The organism is Kitasatospora sp. NPDC088391 (genome assembly GCF_044753345.1).
Classification (GTDB): Bacteria; Actinomycetota; Actinomycetes; order Streptomycetales; family Streptomycetaceae; genus Kitasatospora.
Genome location: NZ_JBIVNB010000009.1, coordinates 21,713 through 37,482, shown reverse-complemented (window position 1 = coordinate 37,482; position 15,770 = coordinate 21,713). Strand labels below are relative to the sequence as shown.

General features: G+C 73.2%; 12 protein-coding genes and 1 pseudogene. 9 read left to right on the top strand and 4 right to left on the bottom strand.

Annotated features, from left to right (window positions below; all coding sequences use genetic code 11):
- The first annotated feature begins 2 nt into the window (after window positions 1–2).
- A complete protein-coding gene (locus ACIQBJ_RS25015; protein WP_400714705.1) occupies window positions 3–632 on the top strand; it encodes a transposase in 630 nt (209 codons plus the stop codon).
- A gap of 59 nt (window positions 633–691) precedes the next feature.
- On the opposite strand, the gene ACIQBJ_RS25010 is transcribed toward ACIQBJ_RS25015, so the two are convergent.
- The 3 genes and pseudogenes from ACIQBJ_RS25010 to ACIQBJ_RS25000 all read right to left on the bottom strand — a co-directional run bounded on the left by ACIQBJ_RS25010 (window position 692) and on the right by ACIQBJ_RS25000 (window position 2,558).
- The gene (locus ACIQBJ_RS25010; RefSeq protein WP_400714702.1) at window positions 692–1,753 is read right to left on the bottom strand and encodes a serine hydrolase domain-containing protein; all 1,062 of its coding nucleotides are present in this window, start codon (window positions 1,751–1,753) and stop codon (window positions 692–694) included.
- Window positions 1,754–1,838: 85 nt separating this feature from the next.
- Window positions 1,839–2,180 (bottom strand): annotated as a pseudogene (locus ACIQBJ_RS25005) (glycosyltransferase); the annotation flags it as partial.
- 69 nt (window positions 2,181–2,249) lie between these two features.
- Complete coding sequence (locus ACIQBJ_RS25000; protein WP_400714699.1) at window positions 2,250–2,558, bottom strand: hypothetical protein; 309 nt, start codon at window positions 2,556–2,558, stop codon at window positions 2,250–2,252.
- Window positions 2,559–2,575: 17 nt separating this feature from the next.
- On the opposite strand from ACIQBJ_RS25000, the gene ACIQBJ_RS24995 reads away from it, so the two are divergent.
- The 8 genes from ACIQBJ_RS24995 to ACIQBJ_RS24960 all read left to right on the top strand — a co-directional run bounded on the left by ACIQBJ_RS24995 (window position 2,576) and on the right by ACIQBJ_RS24960 (window position 14,289).
- Complete coding sequence (locus ACIQBJ_RS24995; protein ID WP_400714696.1) at window positions 2,576–3,118, top strand: hypothetical protein; 543 nt, start codon at window positions 2,576–2,578, stop codon at window positions 3,116–3,118.
- A 183-nt stretch (window positions 3,119–3,301) separates the two neighbouring features.
- Window positions 3,302–6,535: a DEAD/DEAH box helicase gene (locus tag ACIQBJ_RS24990; protein WP_400714693.1), complete on the top strand. Its 3,234-nt coding sequence runs from the start codon at window positions 3,302–3,304 to the stop codon at window positions 6,533–6,535.
- 99 nt (window positions 6,536–6,634) lie between these two features.
- A complete protein-coding gene (locus ACIQBJ_RS24985) occupies window positions 6,635–9,385 on the top strand; it encodes a hypothetical protein (protein WP_400714690.1) in 2,751 nt (916 codons plus the stop codon).
- A gap of 456 nt (window positions 9,386–9,841) precedes the next feature.
- Complete coding sequence (locus ACIQBJ_RS24980; RefSeq protein ID WP_400715304.1) at window positions 9,842–10,033, top strand: response regulator transcription factor; 192 nt, start codon at window positions 9,842–9,844, stop codon at window positions 10,031–10,033.
- Window positions 10,034–10,184: 151 nt separating this feature from the next.
- Complete coding sequence (locus ACIQBJ_RS24975; protein ID WP_400714687.1) at window positions 10,185–11,216, top strand: D-alanyl-D-alanine carboxypeptidase family protein; 1,032 nt, start codon at window positions 10,185–10,187, stop codon at window positions 11,214–11,216.
- Entirely contained in the window at window positions 11,213–12,199 is a 987-nt protein-coding gene (locus ACIQBJ_RS24970; protein WP_400714684.1) for an endonuclease/exonuclease/phosphatase family protein, read from the top strand. The genes ACIQBJ_RS24975 and ACIQBJ_RS24970 overlap by 4 nt, the downstream gene beginning before the upstream one ends.
- Window positions 12,200–12,309: 110 nt before the next feature.
- Window positions 12,310–13,041: a two-component system response regulator CseB gene (gene cseB, locus ACIQBJ_RS24965; RefSeq protein WP_400714680.1), complete on the top strand. Its 732-nt coding sequence runs from the start codon at window positions 12,310–12,312 to the stop codon at window positions 13,039–13,041.
- 3 nt (window positions 13,042–13,044) lie between these two features.
- Window positions 13,045–14,289 carry a sensor histidine kinase gene (locus ACIQBJ_RS24960; RefSeq protein WP_400714677.1) on the top strand — a complete coding sequence of 415 codons (1,245 nt, stop codon included), beginning with the start codon at window positions 13,045–13,047 and terminating at the stop codon, window positions 14,287–14,289.
- 74 nt (window positions 14,290–14,363) lie between these two features.
- Here the strand turns inward: ACIQBJ_RS24960 and ACIQBJ_RS24955 are convergent, their stop codons facing one another.
- Window positions 14,364–15,752 carry an alpha/beta hydrolase gene (locus ACIQBJ_RS24955; RefSeq protein WP_400714674.1) on the bottom strand — a complete coding sequence of 463 codons (1,389 nt, stop codon included), beginning with the start codon at window positions 15,750–15,752 and terminating at the stop codon, window positions 14,364–14,366.
- Window positions 15,753–15,770: the final 18 nt, after the last annotated feature.

Below are 15,770 nucleotides of genomic sequence, written 5' to 3'. Positions count from 1 at the left end.
GCGTGGAAGGAGGTGACCTGGGCGGAGGTAAAAGAGCGCGGGCGGCCTGCGGGGGCTACGTCTGCTTCGAGGACGAGGCAGGCTTCACCCGCCGACCGCCCAGGGGACGCACCTGGGGCCGGCGCGGCATCACCCCGGTCGTGACGGTCAGCGGCCGCCGGGCGGGACGCCTGTCGGTGGCGGGGCTGGTCGCGATGCGGCCCGGCTCCCGCACCCGGCTGTGCCACCGGCTGGTCACCCATCCCGCGGGCAAGGGCGGGCGCCGCAGCATGAGCGAACGGGACTTCATCGCTCTGGTCGACGGCGTCCACCAGCTCGTCAAGGCGCCGATCGTGCTGGTCTGGGACCGCCTGAACACCCATGTCTCCCGCGCCATGCGCGAGTTGGTCGCCCAGCGCGCGTGGCTGACGGTGTTCCTCCTGCCGGCCTACGCGCCCGACCTCAACCCCGTCGAGTGGGTCTGGGCCCACGTCAAGCACAGCCTGGCCAACCTCGCCGTCATGGCCCTCGACCGACTCGAAGCACTCGTCCGCAACCGGCTCAAACGCCTCCAGTACCGACCCGACACCCTCGACGGCTTCATAGCCGGCACCGGCCTGACCCTCGACACCCCAACCTCAACCTCACCCTGACAAGCCGAAGTCAGTAACTGATTGTCGCGTGCTGGTACCGGGCCGGACAGCCGTTCTGCTCACACGAGTTCTGCGTTGCTGGAGAAGGCGAGTTCGCGGAAGCGGTTGCGGATGGTGGTGAGCGGTTCGCGGTCGCGGGTGAAGTAGAGCTTGTTGGTCAGCAGGACGGCCCAGGTGCCCAGTCGGGGGGAGACCCACAGGCCGGTGCCGGTGAAGCCGTAGTGCACCCAGACGTCCTCGGCCGGGTCGGTGCCGGGGGAGGGGTGCCAGAACAGGCCGCGGGCGGGTTGCAGGGTGCCGGTTCGGACTGTCATGGATTCCTTGGTCCAGGTGGGGCCGAAGCCGGGCTTTTCCGGGGCGGTGGTGGGGTCGAGCAGGTACTGGAGGAAGCGGGCGAGGTCGGCGCCGGTGGAGAAGGCGCCGGCGATGCCGCACACGCCGTTCAGGAGGCGGGCGGAGAAGTCGTGGGCGGTGCCCTTGAGGTGGGTGCCGGTGTCCTGGTCGAGTTCGGTGGGGGCGGCGAGGGCAGCCCGGTCGGTGGGCAGCGGGCCGAAGCGGGTGGTGTGCATGCCGAGGGGCTGCCAGATCCGGGCCGCGGCGAGGCGGTCGAGGGGCTGGCCGGAGAGGTGTTCGGCGAGGTAGCCGAGGACGAGGGCAGCCCGGTCGGTGTACTCGACGGCCTCGCCCGGCGGCCGGTGCAGAGCCTCGTGCAGGACGCCCGCCCGGATCTCGGCGGGGTCGGTGCCGTAGAGGTTCTTCAGCTGGGCCCGCAGCGGCAGCCCGGCGGTGTGGGTGAGCAGGTGGCGCGCGGTGGCCCGGTCGAGCGGGTGATCGGTCACCTCGGGCCAGAAGTTACCGAGTGGCTCGTCCAGCGGCAGCAGGCCGTCCTGCCACAGTGCGCCGACGGTGGACCAGACGGCGAGGATCTTGGTGAGGCTGGCGACGTCGAACAGGGTGTCCGGTCGCATGGCCTCGCCGGGGCGCGCCGGGTCTAGGACGCCCACGGCACCGCTGGCCAGGGTGCCGGCCGCGTCGCCGACGGCCCACACCGCCCCGGGGTAGGCGCGGTCGCGGACGCCTTCGGCCAGGAGCCGGTGGATGCGGTCGGTGCTGGGTGTCATGGTCTCCCCGAATCACGGTGGACGTCCGCCCCGGTCAGCCTAGTGAGCCGACCGGGGCGGAGTGGGCTTCGGCGCGGAGCCGGGTTCAGCGGAGTTGTGCGCCGAGGTCGGCCAGTGCGGCGGCGGTTGCGCTGAGCGGGTGGCGGGCCGCGTTCGTCCGCCCGGCCTCCCGCAGGGCGGGCAGCAGTGTGGGCGAGGTCCGCAACCGCTCCAGGTCGCGGGCGAGCGTCGCGGCGTCGGTGAAGTCGGTGGCCAGGGCGGAGCCGCCGAGGGCCTCGCGCAGGCCGGGGACGGGCTGGTAGAGGACGGGCAGGCCGCACGCCTGGGCCTCCAGGGCGACCAGGCCCATCGCCTCCAGGGTGGTGGAGGGCATGACGAGCGCGTCGTGCTCGGCGAACGCCTTCCACAGTTGGGGGGCGGTGGAGCCAGCCGAGGTAGCGGACTTGGCAGAGTGCGGGTCGGAGCGCGTCGAACTCCGCGCGCGGGGCGGCGATGCTCAGTTCGACGTTCTCCGCCGTGGCCAGAGCTTCGGCGAGGACGCTGCCGCCCTTTTCCGGGGTGAGCCGCCCGGCGTACAGCAGCCGCAGGTGGGGGCCGGAGCGAGCGGGGTGGTGAGCAGGTGGTCGGGGACGCCCCACGGGATGTGGTGGATCTTGCCGGTGTCGGTCCGGGGCGCGAGGCGGGTCAGGTGGTCGGCCATGGCGGCGGTGGGGACCACGATCGCGTCGGCGAGGCGGGCTCTCTCGCGCAGGACGCGCAGTTGGTCGCGGTGCTGCTCGGCGAAGAGCAGGTCGGTGCCGTGCACCAGGGCGCTCCGCGGACATGGCCGACGAGGCCGAATGGTTCATGGACTACCGCAACCCCGACGGCCATCCCACCGTGGCCATGGGACGTCCCGCGTTCCCCGGACCCGACGGCATCGAGGTCACCGCCAACGGCCGCACCTGGCCCGCCCACCACGTCGACGTCGGCAACCCCCACACCGTCGTCCACGTCGACGACCTCACCGACCCCGGAGACCTGCGCACCCCGCCCACCATCGAACCGGCCGGGGCCTACCCCGAAGGCGTCACCGTCGACTTCATCACCACCCGGGGCCCGGCCCACCTGGCCCTGCGCGTCCATGAACGCGGCGCCGGCGAGACCCGTTCCTGCGGCACCGGAGCCGTCGCGGCCGTTGCCGCGATGCTCCACCGGGAGCCCGGGCTGCCCGCGGGCAGGTACACCGTCGACGTGGCCGGAGGCAGCCTGGTGGTCGACGTCGCCCCGGACGGCGACCTGCACCTCTCCGGCCCCGCCGTCCTCGTCGCCACCGGCACCGGGTACCCCGGCCGGATGGGCCACCGGGAGGCCCCGCAGTCCTGACCGCTCCTCCGCCGGAGGGGCCGACGCGGCGCGCGACGTTCCGGAGCGGCACTGCGGCGGCCCCTGACGCTCCCCGCGAGGGGAGCGTGCCCTGATGGGCGCTGTGCCCTGCACCGGTCAGGAGGTTCCCTCTCCGCATCGGCGCGGTTCGCCTACGGTGGTAGCGACGATTCGGGAGGCGGAATGGCAGCCGGGGGCGAGCAGTCGGCGGCGGTGGTGGAGTTCTGGCGTGCGGTGGAGCTGTTCAGCGCCCAGACCGTGCCCGCGGCGAACGACCGGGAGCGAATTTACGGTCTCGGCGCCGAGGGGCGGCTTCCGTGGGAAGAGGGGCACCGGCTCCGGCAGGTTCCGCTGCCGGCGGGGTTCGTCTGGCAGCACGTGGTCTACGGCGGGCTCTTCCCGCTGGCGAAGGTCCGCGACAGCTTGATGAACGTGTTCGGCCGGGACGAGGAGAGCCACGACGGCAGGCTGGACAGCCAGGGTGCGCTGTTCGCTCTCACGGTGGACGACCGGGGGACAGTGGTGCCGGACTCGCCGGTCATCTCGACCTGCGGCTGGGCGGTGGGCCGTGCTCTGACCCGGAACGTGCACCACTTCGGCTGGCTGGTCGGCTTCGGGACGGACGAGGCATCCTGGCGGGCCCGCGCCGCCGCGCTGGGACACCCGCCCGAGGACGGGGAACCGCTGGAGCCCGACGCCGGCCCGGAGGAGGAACCGGAGGGCAACGACCGCAAGGTCGTCGACGCGGCCGACCTGCTGGCGTTCGTCGCCGACCTCTCCCGGGCCTGGGGCGTCGACCGCGGCCTCGAACCCGCCGGGCTGAGGGTGCGCAGCGTGCAGGTCCGCAGGGACCGCGCCCAGGACGCCGACCAGCAGGACTTCCTCAACAGTTTCATCGCCGCGGATCTCGCGCGGGTCGCGGCCTCCCTCGAAGCCGTCGACCCGGGGCGGGCCCTGGCCGAGTACCTGACCCCGCTGGGCGAGCGCAACCGTGCTTTGCGGATCGATCTCCGCGAGCGCCCGCAGTTCGTCCTGGAGAGGGTAGAACCCGGACGCTCCCCGGCGGGCCGCTGGCCGGCCGCCGCCCAGCACCCGCTGGCCCTCAGCCAGCAGTTCGCGGTCAACACGATCCACACCGAACTGGCCCGCGACGGCGGTGTGTTCTCGGTGAACGGCCCGCCCGGGACCGGCAAGACCACCATGCTGCGCGACGCGATCGCCGACCGGATCGTCGAGCGAGCGCGGGCCCTCGCCGACCTGCGCATGCCGTCCGACGCCTTCCTGAAGACCCCGCTGAGGTGGAAGAGCGGCGAGCACACCCGCACGGTGTACCTGTTGCGGCCCGAACTGACGGGTTTCGAGATGGTGGTGGCCTCGGCCAACAACGGTGCGGTGGAGAACATCTCCAAGGAGATCCCCGCGCGCGCCGCGCTGGCACCGAAGTGGCGCGACGAGGTGGACTACTTCGCCGAGCAGGGCACCCGGCTGCTCAAGGGCACACCGGCCTGGGGCACGGTGGCCGCCCACCTGGGCAACAAGACCAACCGGATCGCCTTCGTCAACCGCCTGTGGCACGGCAAGTACCTGCCCGACGACCAGACCCTGCCCCAAGGGCCGGACCTGCCACCGGTGAAGGGCAAGGGCTGGCAGGAGACCGGCCACGGGCTGTCCCACCTCCTCTCCTCCTACCGGAACGAGTCGCAGACGGGGGTCTGGAGGAACGCGAAGGAGCGCTTCGTCCGGGCACTGGCCGAGGTGGACCGCCTCGTCGCGGAGCGCGCTGCCTGCGCCGCCGCGTTCGACGGCGCACCGGCCGCCTTCGACCGGGTCGAACAGGCGGAGCAACAGACCGCGGCCGCGGCCGGGCTCCTCGACCAGTGGCGGCAGGAACAGCGCGCCGCTGACAGCGAAGCGCGCGGCGCCCAGGAGCATCTCGGCGAGGTGGCCGGGCTCCGGCAGGCCCACCACGCGCGGCGCCCGGGACTGGTGGACACCGTGCTCACCCTGGGGCGCGCGGTGCGCGACTGGCAGGCCCTCGACCGGCAGCACGGCGAACGCGAACAGCGGGCCCTGGAACAGGCCGACGCCGCGCGCGCACGACAGCAGCGGGCCACGACCGAAGCGGCCCGGGCGGAGAGAGCGTACGGGCAGTCGGCGCGAGCCCTGGAAACGGCTCGGGTGCACGAGGCCGGGCTGCGGGAGGCGGTCGACCGGGGCCGCGCACGCTGGGGTGCGCACGTGCCCGACCCGGCGGGCACGAGCGAGGAGGCCCGCGAGCTGTCCTCGCCATGGGCCGACGAGGAGATCTCCGAAGCCCGTACCGAGGTCTTCCTGGCCGCGCTCGACCTGCACAAGGCGCTCGTGCGGTGCACGGCCCGGACGATGCGGGGCAACCTGCACGCCGCGATGGACGTCGTGACGGGATCGGCCCCCGCGTCCGTCCCCGAACGGGCCCGCCTTGCAGCCTGGCAGAACCTGTTCCTGGTGGTGCCGGTGCTGTCCACCACCTTCGCCTCCCTCGACCGGGTGTTCACCGGCCTCGGACAGGACTCCCTCGGCTGGCTGTTCATCGACGAAGCCGGCCAGGCCAGCCCGCAGATGGCGGTCGGCGGCCTGTGGCGCGCCCGCCGGGCCGTCGTGGTCGGCGACCCGCTGCAACTGGAGCCCGTCGTCACCGTCCCGTTCACCGCGCAACAGGCACTACGCCAGCAGTACGGCGTCGGCGAGGAGTGGATCCCGGGCTGGACCTCCGTCCAGCAGGTGGCCGACCGGGTCACCCGCTACGGCACCACGCTGCCCGCCGAACTCCCCGACGGATCGACGGAGGTGTGGGTCGGCGCCCCACTGCGGGTGCACCGCCGCTGCGAGAACCCGATGTTCACAGTCAGCAACGCCATCGCGTACGACGGCCTGATGGTCAACGGCACCCATTACCCCGACCCGTACGCCTACCCGCCGCTCAGCTCCTGGGTGCACGTCGGCTCCGCGCACTCCGAGGGACACTGGGTCCCGGACGAGGGACTCGCGCTGCACAGGATGCTCGAGAAGCTCCGGGACCGCGGGATCGACCTGGACCAGGAGGCGTACGTCATCAGCCCGTTCCGGGCCGTCGTCGCCGGGGCCCGCCGGACGAGCCGGCGGTTCATGAGGACCGACCGGGTCGGCACCGTCCACACCACCCAGGGCAAGGAGGCGAACGTCGTCATCCTCGTCCTGGGCACCGATCCCCGGGCGCCCGGCGCCCGGACGTGGGCGGCCAAGCGGCCCAACCTCCTGAACGTGGCGGTCAGCCGGGCCAAGCGGAGACTGTTCGTCATCGGCAACCACGAACTCTGGACCCAGGAAAGGTTCTTCACCGACCTCGGCGACCGCCTGCCCCGGTACGACTGGAGTACCAAGCCGGGCGACACCTCCTGAAGCTGAGCTCCACCGAACCGCTTTCGACTCGGCTCTCGCGACCGCCGCGGTCGTCGAGGACGATGCGCTGCTGTCGGACTGGTGGGCCACACTGAGTGGATGCGTCTGGAAGCCGAACCGCCGGACCCCGAGCGGATCCACCACCGACCTCCGACCCCGAGTACCGAGAAGACCCTCTACGGCACCGCACTCACCTGCGGAGTCCCTTCGTGCGGTGAGCCGTTGTACCGACGCACTCCGGACACGGGGAAGTTCCTGCTCAACAGCCGCGTGGCCCACATCAATGCGCGGAGCGAGGGCGGCCCGCGATGGGACGGGGCCATGAGCGAGGAGGCCAACCGCAGCTACGAGAACCTGATCCTGATGTGCGAGCGGCACGCTTCCGAGATCGACATCACGCCGGACCGCTATCCGCGGGAGCAACTGCTCGAATGGAAACAGCGTCAGAGCGAGGAGTCCGAGCGGGCAGTGTCGGCCCTCTCGGCAACGAACGGGGCTGAGCCGGAAGGGAGTCCGGCGTTCCTGTCACTCGGCGAACTCATCGAGCGCTTGCAGAAGATGGTGCCTTCCTCGGGAAACTCGCGTTCCCGGGCCGAGGCATTGGAGATCGCGGGCCGGGAGTCGCGCGGCCGGAGCCTGGTGCGACTGCGCAGTACACCCGCTGAACGCAAGAACGCCGTCCTGGGGTGGAAGGCGGGTCGGACCGACCCGGTGGTGGAGGTCCCCGACGGCACGTTGCGGGTGTTGGTGGCCCCCATGGGGGCGGGCAAGAGCGAGACGGCGGAACGTTGGTGGGACCAAGGGCTGACCCAGGCTTGGACGGACGACAAGGTGGCGATTCCGCTCTGGTGGCAGGCCCGGGAGATCGGGTCGTCGCTGTTCGTGAAAGTGCAGGAGGCATTGGGGGGCGATCCGGTGGGGCCGTGCCGGATCGTGCTCGACGACCTGGACACCCTGGGCTTCCAGGAAGCCGATCGGCTCCTGGACGAAGCCCGGCGACTGGTGCTGAATTGGCCACAGGTCAGCGTGTTGGCGACCACGCGTCCGGGAGCGGGCACGGTGTCGGAGGAGGAACGCCTCGCAGTCGAGCCGTGGCCGGTTCAACGGGGACTGGACCTGCTGAGGGTGGTCATCGACGACGGACACATCGGATTCGGCGGGTCCGAGACGAGGCAACTCCTCACCAGCCCTCTCCAGGTCCACGCTCTGGCCAGCAGGCTCCGGGCAGGCGGCGACGCGCAGGTTTCCACCAGTGAACTCCTGGCCGGCCTGGCGGACAGCATCCTCGAACGCGAACGCCCGGACACGTCCGCCGAGACATGGGACGGTCTGGCCAGGCTCGCGGTGCGCATCCTCGACTCCCGGAAACCGGTACGGGCAGCCTCCTTCGCAGCACACCAGCTGTTGTGGAAACTCGAGGACACCGGACTGGTCGTCCGAGAGAACGGATTCCTGCGCTTCGCGCTGCCGCTGTTCGAACAGCACTTCGGCGCTCAGGCGCTGAAGAACGGCGACGTGCGGTTCGACGCCGTGGCGGGGGCAGGGCGTTTCCCACGTTGGCGGTACGCCATCTCCTTCGCGATGGAGACCTCGACCCCGGAAGCGGCGGACAGGCACATGGCCGCACTTGCCCAGGCCAACCCCGCCGCAGCGTCATGGGTGCTGGGGCAGCTCATGGAGGAGGAAACGGAGGAGTCCTTCTTCGCCGAGGGGCCGACAACGGACGGGCCGGAGCGGTCGAAGTGGGTGGCCGGCCACTTGCGCGCAGCGGTCGAGAGTTGGCTCGCCGGTCTGGGAGACCTGGGGCCCCAGCTCGAACTGCACCACGGCGGACGGATCGCGCCGTGGGCCGTGGCTGTCTCGGGTGACTGGATGAACCTCGGCCAGCCGTACGAAGACGCCCTCCAGGACGACATCGTGGCCTTGGACGATCCGGATTTCTGGACCACGGGCCGCCCGAAATTCCGCACCAGAAGCGGATTCCTCCTCCCGGGAGGACGGCTGGGCCGCTGGCACTGGGCCAGGGACCGCCTGCGCCGCCCCCTTACGGAACTCGTGCAGCGGCGGATCCTGCCGGTGGCGCACAGCTCCCCACTCGCAGCGGAGCGCGCGTGGTACCTCGGCCAGATGGTCATGGCGATGACCGACCGGAAAAGCCCCACCGAGGGGATACCGCTCGGCAGTCTACGACCCGTGGTCAACGACCTGGCGCGATACGTGGCCCGGACCGCTTGGTCCCGCTGGAACGGCCCGGGAGGGGAATTCGATTCCGGTGATGTCTGTTGGCTCTACGACCACCTCGAACACCTCGAACGCGAGCAGGCGGAGTCGGTTCGGAACCCCCGGCCGGCCCCCGATCGCCGCCACGCGGCCCGTAACTTCATGTGGCAGTGCTACTCGCCTGAACTGACCAAGGAGATCACCACTGACGCGCTCCGCGACGCACTGATCGGGTATCGCGAACTCGTCGAAGCCAACTTCCCGGGCTACGCCGACTCCTTCGAACTCTACCGGGCGTTGCCGATCCGCATCCAGGGGACGGTCATCATGCCCCACCCCGAGGACACCGAGGCTTGGTGCGCGACGGTCGAGTACCACCTGATCCAGGATCCGTCCGGCAAGCGGGCGACTCCTGACGTGCAGATCGTCTTGGCGGAGGAGCCCTACGATCGCCGACTGCCCTGGGCATCCGACAGCAGGGAGGATCCGGACCGTCTGCCCCTTCGCAGCACCGAGCAGGTCCTTTCGACCAATCTTGTCCGCCAGGCGACGAACTGGTCGTACGGGTGGCTCGCCGCAGATCTGAAAGCCTTCGGCTGGTTGACCAGCGACATGCTGTACATCGACTGATGGACGGGCGGGTGCGCCGGACCTGGCTCGGCGGCGGGTTTTCACCTGCTCGAAGCCCAACTTGTCGGACCGGGTAGCGCCGGTGAGAGCGACCGGGCGCGGGAGGCTGTGGAGCAGCTAAGACGCGGAGAGAGGTCTTGGGAACCGTGTTTTGGGAAGCGATCTTCTGTGCGGTGGGAAGCACTGTCTGCCGCAGCCACGTCGTTGCAGGTCAAGGCGGCTCGTGAACGGCCCACCAACGAAATCCCACCCGGGAAACCGGGTGGGATTTCTGTTTTCCACCGGACCGTCAGGCCCGTTCCGGGCGGACCGGACGCGGGGCCGGCGGTCGGTCGGGCCGACCGGTTCACTGTCATGCCCCGAGCCCGGCCCGGCGGCTGACGCCGGGACAGATGCCTTCGGGTACCGGCCGTCCGGTCGGCCGACGCGACCGGCACCGCCCCGACACCGGAGCCGCTGGCCGACCGCGAGCGGGAGACCGTCACGCTGCCGGCCGGCGGCGGCACCGACGCCGAGATCGCGGCGCACCTCTTCCTCGCCACCGGCACGGTGGAGAACCACGTCGCGAGCGTCCAGCGCAAACTGGGCGTCCGCAGCCGCGTCGGCATCGCCGCCCGGGCCTGGCAGCACGGTGCCTGCCGCCCCTGACCGGCCGGGCCGGTACACGGCCGATACACGGCCGACTGGTGGTGGAAGCCCCGTCCCGACCGGACGGAAGCGCCGGTTGCGGAGGCTGTGGGAACACCCGGCGGCCGTGGGCGCCGGGGACCTCGTTCCTCTGCTCCGGGAGGCAGTCGCCGTGTTCGTCCGCACGAAATCCGAAGAAGGCCGGGCCGGGCTGTCCCGGCGCGGGGCGCTGGGGGCGCTGGCCGGACTGCTGGTGCTGGGGGCCGGGGGCGCGCTGGCGGCCCTGCCGGGGGACGGGCCGGGCGCGGGCGCGGGGGTCCGGGCCGGGGCGACGCCGACGCTCCGGCTGTCCGACGCGGCCGCCGGTCTCGACCTGCCGTGGCCGGCCGAGGGCCAGACGGCCGTGGCGGTGGCCAAGGGGGGCGTGCTGGGCCTGCGGGGGCCGCAGCAGCCGGTGCCGATCGCGAGCGTCGCCAAGGTGATGACGGCGCACGTGGTGCTCCGTGACCACCCGCTGAAGGAGGGTGAGGACGGGCCGCTGATCACGGTGGACGAGCAGGCCGCCGCCGAGGCGGCCTCGCCGAGCGAGTCCACGGCCCCGGTCACCGCCGGGCAGAAGCTCTCCCAGCGCAAGCTGCTGGAGGTGATGCTGCTGCCGTCCGCCAACAACGTGGCCAGGCTGCTGGCCCGCTGGGACGCCGGCAGCCAGGAGGCGTTCGCGGCCCGGATGAACGCGGAGGCGGCCCGGCTGGGGATGACCGGCACCACCTACACCGGGGCCAGCGGCGTCGAGGCCAGCACCGTCTCCACCGCCTTCGACCAGCTGAAGCTGGCCCGCGAGGCGATGAAGAACCCGGTGCTGCGGGCCACCGTGGCGCTGCGCAGCACCACGCTCCCGGGCCGGGCCGAGCCGCTGCGGAACACCAACTCGCTGCTCGACCGGCCCGGGGTGGTCGGCCTGAAGACCGGGTCGAGCACCCCGGCGGGCGGCAACCTGATGTGGGCCCTGGAGGTCCCGGACGGCCGGGGCGGCTCGGGACGCCGGCTGGTCTACGGCGTGGTGCTCGGCCAGCGTGCCAACACCACCCCCGCCGAGGGCCTGCGGGCCGCGCTGGAGAACAGCGGGCAGCTCGTCGACGCGCTGCGGCAGAAACTGCCGGGCGTCCTGGCCACCCTCGACAGCGAACAGCGGGAGTGGGCATGAGCGGCACCGGAACCATCGGGACCACAGGAACCACCGGAACCGCCGGGACCACCGCGCCCCGACCCCGGACCCGGGCGCGCGGGCGGGTGCTGGTGGCGGCCGCCGTGCTGCTGGCCGCCCTGATGGCCGGCAACTCCCTGGTGCCGAACGGGGTCGGCCGGCTCGGCAGCCTCTGGCAGACGGTGCTGCCCTGGTCGGGCGTCGGCGTCGTCCTGCTGCTGCTCCTCGGGGTGCTCCGGCGGTCCGTCCCGGCGGTGGTCGCCGTGCTGGCCCCCGCCCTGGTCTGGACGGTGCTCTTCGCGCCCGCCCTGGTCGACGGGCGCGCGGGCGGCGGGGACTTCACGGTGGTCAGCCACAACGTGAACGAGGAGAACCCCGACCCGGGCCGGACCGCCCGGGCACTGGCCGCCTCGGGCGCCGACGTCCTGGCGGTGGAGGAGCTGGCGAGCCGGGCGCAGGAGACCTACCGGCGCGAACTGGCCGCCCGCTACCCCTACTCGGAGGTGCGGGGCGGCGTCGGCCTGTGGAGCAGGTACCCGCTGGAGGAGGTGGAGCCGGTGGACATCATGCCCTGGACCCGGGCCCTGCGCGCCACCGTCCGGACCCCGCGGGGGCCGGTGGCCCTCTACGTGGCGCACCTCGCCTCGGTCCGGGTGCACCCGGCCGCCGGGTTCACCACGGCCCGCCGCGACGAGGCGGCCGACCGGCTGGCCGGGGCGGTCCGGGCCGAGCCGCTGCCGCGGGTCGTCGTGCTGGGGGACTTCAACGGCTCGGTCGACGACTCCGCGCTGCACGCCCTCACCGGGCCGCTGCGGTCGGCGCAGCGGGAGGCCGGGAACGGCTTCGGCTTCACCTGGCCCGCGGCGTTCCCCGTGGTCCGGATCGACCAGATCCTGGTGAAGGGCGTCGCGCCGCGCGCGGCGTGGACCCTGCCCGACACCGGCAGCGACCACCTGCCGGTCGCGGCGTCCCTGCGGCTGTGACGCCCGCCGACGCCCCCGGGGCGTCCCGGGCCGGTGCCCCGTCCGGTTACGATCGACCGGCGGTGAGCTCGAACGAGCCCGGGACCCCGGGCGGAGACACGGGAGAACTCTTGTCCGGAACCCGTGCGCCCGACCCGGTCGGCGTGCTGCTCGTCGAGGACGACGCGGTCATCCGCCGCTCGGTCCAACTGGCCCTGGAGCGCTACGGGTACCGGGTCGACGTCACCGGCGACGGGCTCGACGGCCTGGAGGCGTTCCGGGCCGGGGCGCACGACGTGCTGATCCTGGACGTGATGCTGCCCGGCCTCGACGGCATCGGCCTGTGCCGGCGGGTCCGCGAGGAGGCGCTGACCCCGATCCTGATGATGTCGGCCCGCGGCGACGCCCTCGACGTGGTGGCCGGGCTGGAGGCCGGCGCCGACGACTACGTGGTGAAGCCCGTGGACATCTCCGTCCTGGTCGCCCGGATCCGCTCGCTGCTGCGCCGCGCCACCTTCCACCGCGGGCCGGACGGACCGGCGGAGGCCCCGGAGCAGGCCGCCCCGGCCGGGCCCGACCTGCTGGTCTTCGGCGACCTGACGGTCGACCCGCGCGGCCTGGACGTCCGCCTCGCGGGCCGGACCGTCCCCCTGACGCCCACCGAACTGCGGCTGCTGCTGTTCTTCGCCGAGCACCCGGGCGCCGTCCTGAGCCGCTCCGTCCTGCTGCGGGAGGTCTGGGACTACGGCTGGGAGGGCGACACCCGGGTCGTCGACCTGTGCGTGGTGCGGCTGCGCAAGAAGATCGGCGCCGACCGGATCGAGACCGTCCGGGGCTTCGGCTACAAGCTGGTCCGGGGCTGACCGGTGGCCGTCCGCCCGCTCGACCCGCGCTCGCTGCGCTGGAAGATCGCCGCCCTGGTGGTGCTCGCCTGCTGCGCGGTCGCCGCCGTGATCGGCCTGCTCGTCCACCGGGCCGTCGCCGAACGCGGCGAGCGGACCGGGCGCGACCGGGCGATTTCCCAACTTGCCTCGGTCGAAAGGGAGTTCGCCCGCACCGGGGAGCGTCCCGACCCGGCCGACCTCGCGTCCCCCGCCGAGCTGCCCGAACCGCTGGCCCGGGCCGTCGCCGGGCTGCACACCCCCGGGGAGTACGCGCTCTGGTACGACGTCAAGGCGCCCAACTGGTACTGGATGTGGGCGGCCGTCCCGGTCGGCGACGGCCGGGTGCTGACCGTCCGCACCGACATGAGCGCCGAGGTGCGCAGCCTCCAGCTGCTGGACCGCAGCATGGTCACGGCCGCGCTCGCCGCGCTCGCCGCCGTGGTGCCCGTCACCGTGTTCGCCACCGAGCGGATGAACCGGCGGCTGCGCCACGGCTCCCGGACCGCCCGCCGGATCGCCGACGGCGACCTGGACGCCCGGATCGGCCGCCGCAGCCGGGCCCGCGACGAGATCGCCGAGATGTCCGCCGCGATGGACGAGATGGCGGCGACCCTGCAGGGGCGGCTGGCCGCCGAGAAGCGCTTCACCGCCGACGTCGCGCACGAGCTGCGCACCCCGCTGATGGGCCTGGTCACGGCCGCCGGGCTGCTGCCCGAGGACGACGAGGCGGCCGACCTGGTCCGCACCCAGGTCCGCACCCTGCGCGGCCTGGTCGAGGACCTGCTGGAGGTCTCCCGGCTGGACGCCGGCGTCGAACGGGCCGGGCTCGACGAGGTGCCCCTGGCGGAGCTGGTCGCCCACGTCGTCGGGCAGGCCGACGGCGGCACCCGGCTCCGGACGGTGGACCCCGCCGTGGTCCGCACCGATCCGCGCCGGGTGGAGCGCATCCTCACCAACCTGGTCGCCAACGCCCACCGGCACGGCGCGTCCCCCGTCGAGGTCGTCGTCGAGGGCGGCCGGGTCACCGTGCGCGACCACGGCCCGGGCTTCCCGGCGGACCTGCTCGCCGACGGGCCGCGGCGCTTCCGCACCGGTGCCGTCGAACGCGGCCGGGGCCACGGCCTGGGCCTCACCATCGCCGCGGGCCAGGCCGCCGTGCTCGGCGCCCGGCTGACCTTCGCCAACGCCCCGGACGGCGGGGCGCTGGCCACCCTCGACCTGCCCTAGCGCCGGGCGGACGGCACGCAGGCCCCGCCCGGGGAGTCGGGCGGGGCCTGCGTGGAACGGGGGCCGACGGGGCGTCAGCGGGGGAGGCGGGAGAGGAAGGCGGCGGCGGTGCGGACGAAGGTGTTGTGGGCGGGGTCCGCGAACAGGATGTCCAGGTGGGTCATCGACTCGTCGGTGGCGACGTCCACGGAGGGGATGCGGGTGCCGGCCGCGACGGCGCGGGCCGAGCTGCCGACGGTGCCGTGGGTGAGGTCGGACTGGAAGGCGTACAGCGGGATGTCGATGTCCCCGGTGTGGAACAGCCGCAGGCCCTGGGCGCGGGCCACCTCGTTGTCGGCGAAGGCCGAGGAGGCGAAGTAGTCGAGGGCGAGCCGGTTGGGGGAGTACCACTCCCAGGCGGCGGGCCGGCTGCCGGCCATGCCCTCGGCGACCCGGGCGATCGGGGTGGGGCCGCTGTCGACCCAGTCGCCGTTCGCGCCGAGGTGGCCGGAGTGCACCGAGTAGCCGGGCAGCGGGGCGTGCTGGTCGAGCATCCAGCCGAGCAGGCCGGCGTTGGTGACGCGCTGCGGCGGGCGGTGCGCGGCGGGCACCTGGTCCTGGACGACGGAGGGGCCGTGCGGGTCCTTCAGCGCCCAGTCGGCGGCGAGTTCGTACCAGACGGCGGCGGCCTCCGGACGGTCGCCGAAGCCGGTGTAGACGCTGGTGGCGTTGTCGAAGACCTGGCCGGCGGCGATCTGGGCGCGCCAGGCGGCGGCCTGGTCGGCGGTCAGGCCGAAGTCGATGCCGGCGCCGCTGAGGGCGTCGCGGACGCCGCCGTCGACGACCACCAGGCCGGCGAGGTCGCGGTAGCCGGGGGTGCCGTCGAAGTCCCAGGCGGCGTAGTCGAGGACGGCGGTCGCGCCGAGCGAGTGCCCGCCGAGGACGACCGAGCGGCGGCCGTGGTCGGCGGCCTCCAGGACGACCCGGCGGACGTCGTTCAGCTCGGTGGCCAGGCCCCAGTCGGCGAGGTAGCCGTCCTGGGCGGCGGACTGGGCGCGGTACTCGTCGCCCTCGTAGTAGGCGGTGGCCCGGGCCGCGCTGCCGCGGAAGCCGCTCAGGTCGGCGAGCGCCTGCTCGCGGCGGTCGACCGCCCAGACCTGGAGGCCCGGGGTGGCCCGGGCCAGCGACTCGGCGACCAGGCGCAGGCCGCCGGCGGCCTCGCCGCGGCCGGGGATCAGCACCAGCACGCGGTGGGCGTCGGCCGGGCCGACCTTCAGGACGTGGACGAAACCGGTCTCGGCCGGGCCGGGGGCGGGGGAGGCGCTCAGCGTGACGGTCTGTTCGATCCAGTCGTGGTCGGCGGCCAGGGCGGGGACCGCGGTGCTGCCGAGCAGCAGGGCGGTGGCGGCGGCCAGGGCGACGGCGCTGCCGGTGCGGCGGGCTCTGTGGCCCTTCCGGGTGCGGGAGTTCGAGGACTCGGACATGGTGGCGGGCTTCTCTCT

Bases quoted from the DNA above. Each gene is read 5' to 3' on its own strand.
- ACIQBJ_RS25010 (WP_400714702.1), bottom strand. From the start codon at position 1,753: ATGACACCCAGCACCGACCGCATCCACCGGCTCCTGGCCGAAGGCGTC.
- ACIQBJ_RS24995 (WP_400714696.1), top strand. From the start codon at position 2,576: ATGGCCGACGAGGCCGAATGGTTCATGGACTACCGCAACCCCGACGGC.
- ACIQBJ_RS24990 (WP_400714693.1), top strand. From the start codon at position 3,302: ATGGCAGCCGGGGGCGAGCAGTCGGCGGCGGTGGTGGAGTTCTGGCGT.
- ACIQBJ_RS24985 (WP_400714690.1), top strand. From the start codon at position 6,635: ATGCGTCTGGAAGCCGAACCGCCGGACCCCGAGCGGATCCACCACCGA.
- ACIQBJ_RS24970 (WP_400714684.1), top strand. From the start codon at position 11,213: ATGAGCGGCACCGGAACCATCGGGACCACAGGAACCACCGGAACCGCC.
- ACIQBJ_RS24955 (WP_400714674.1), bottom strand. From the start codon at position 15,752: ATGTCCGAGTCCTCGAACTCCCGCACCCGGAAGGGCCACAGAGCCCGC.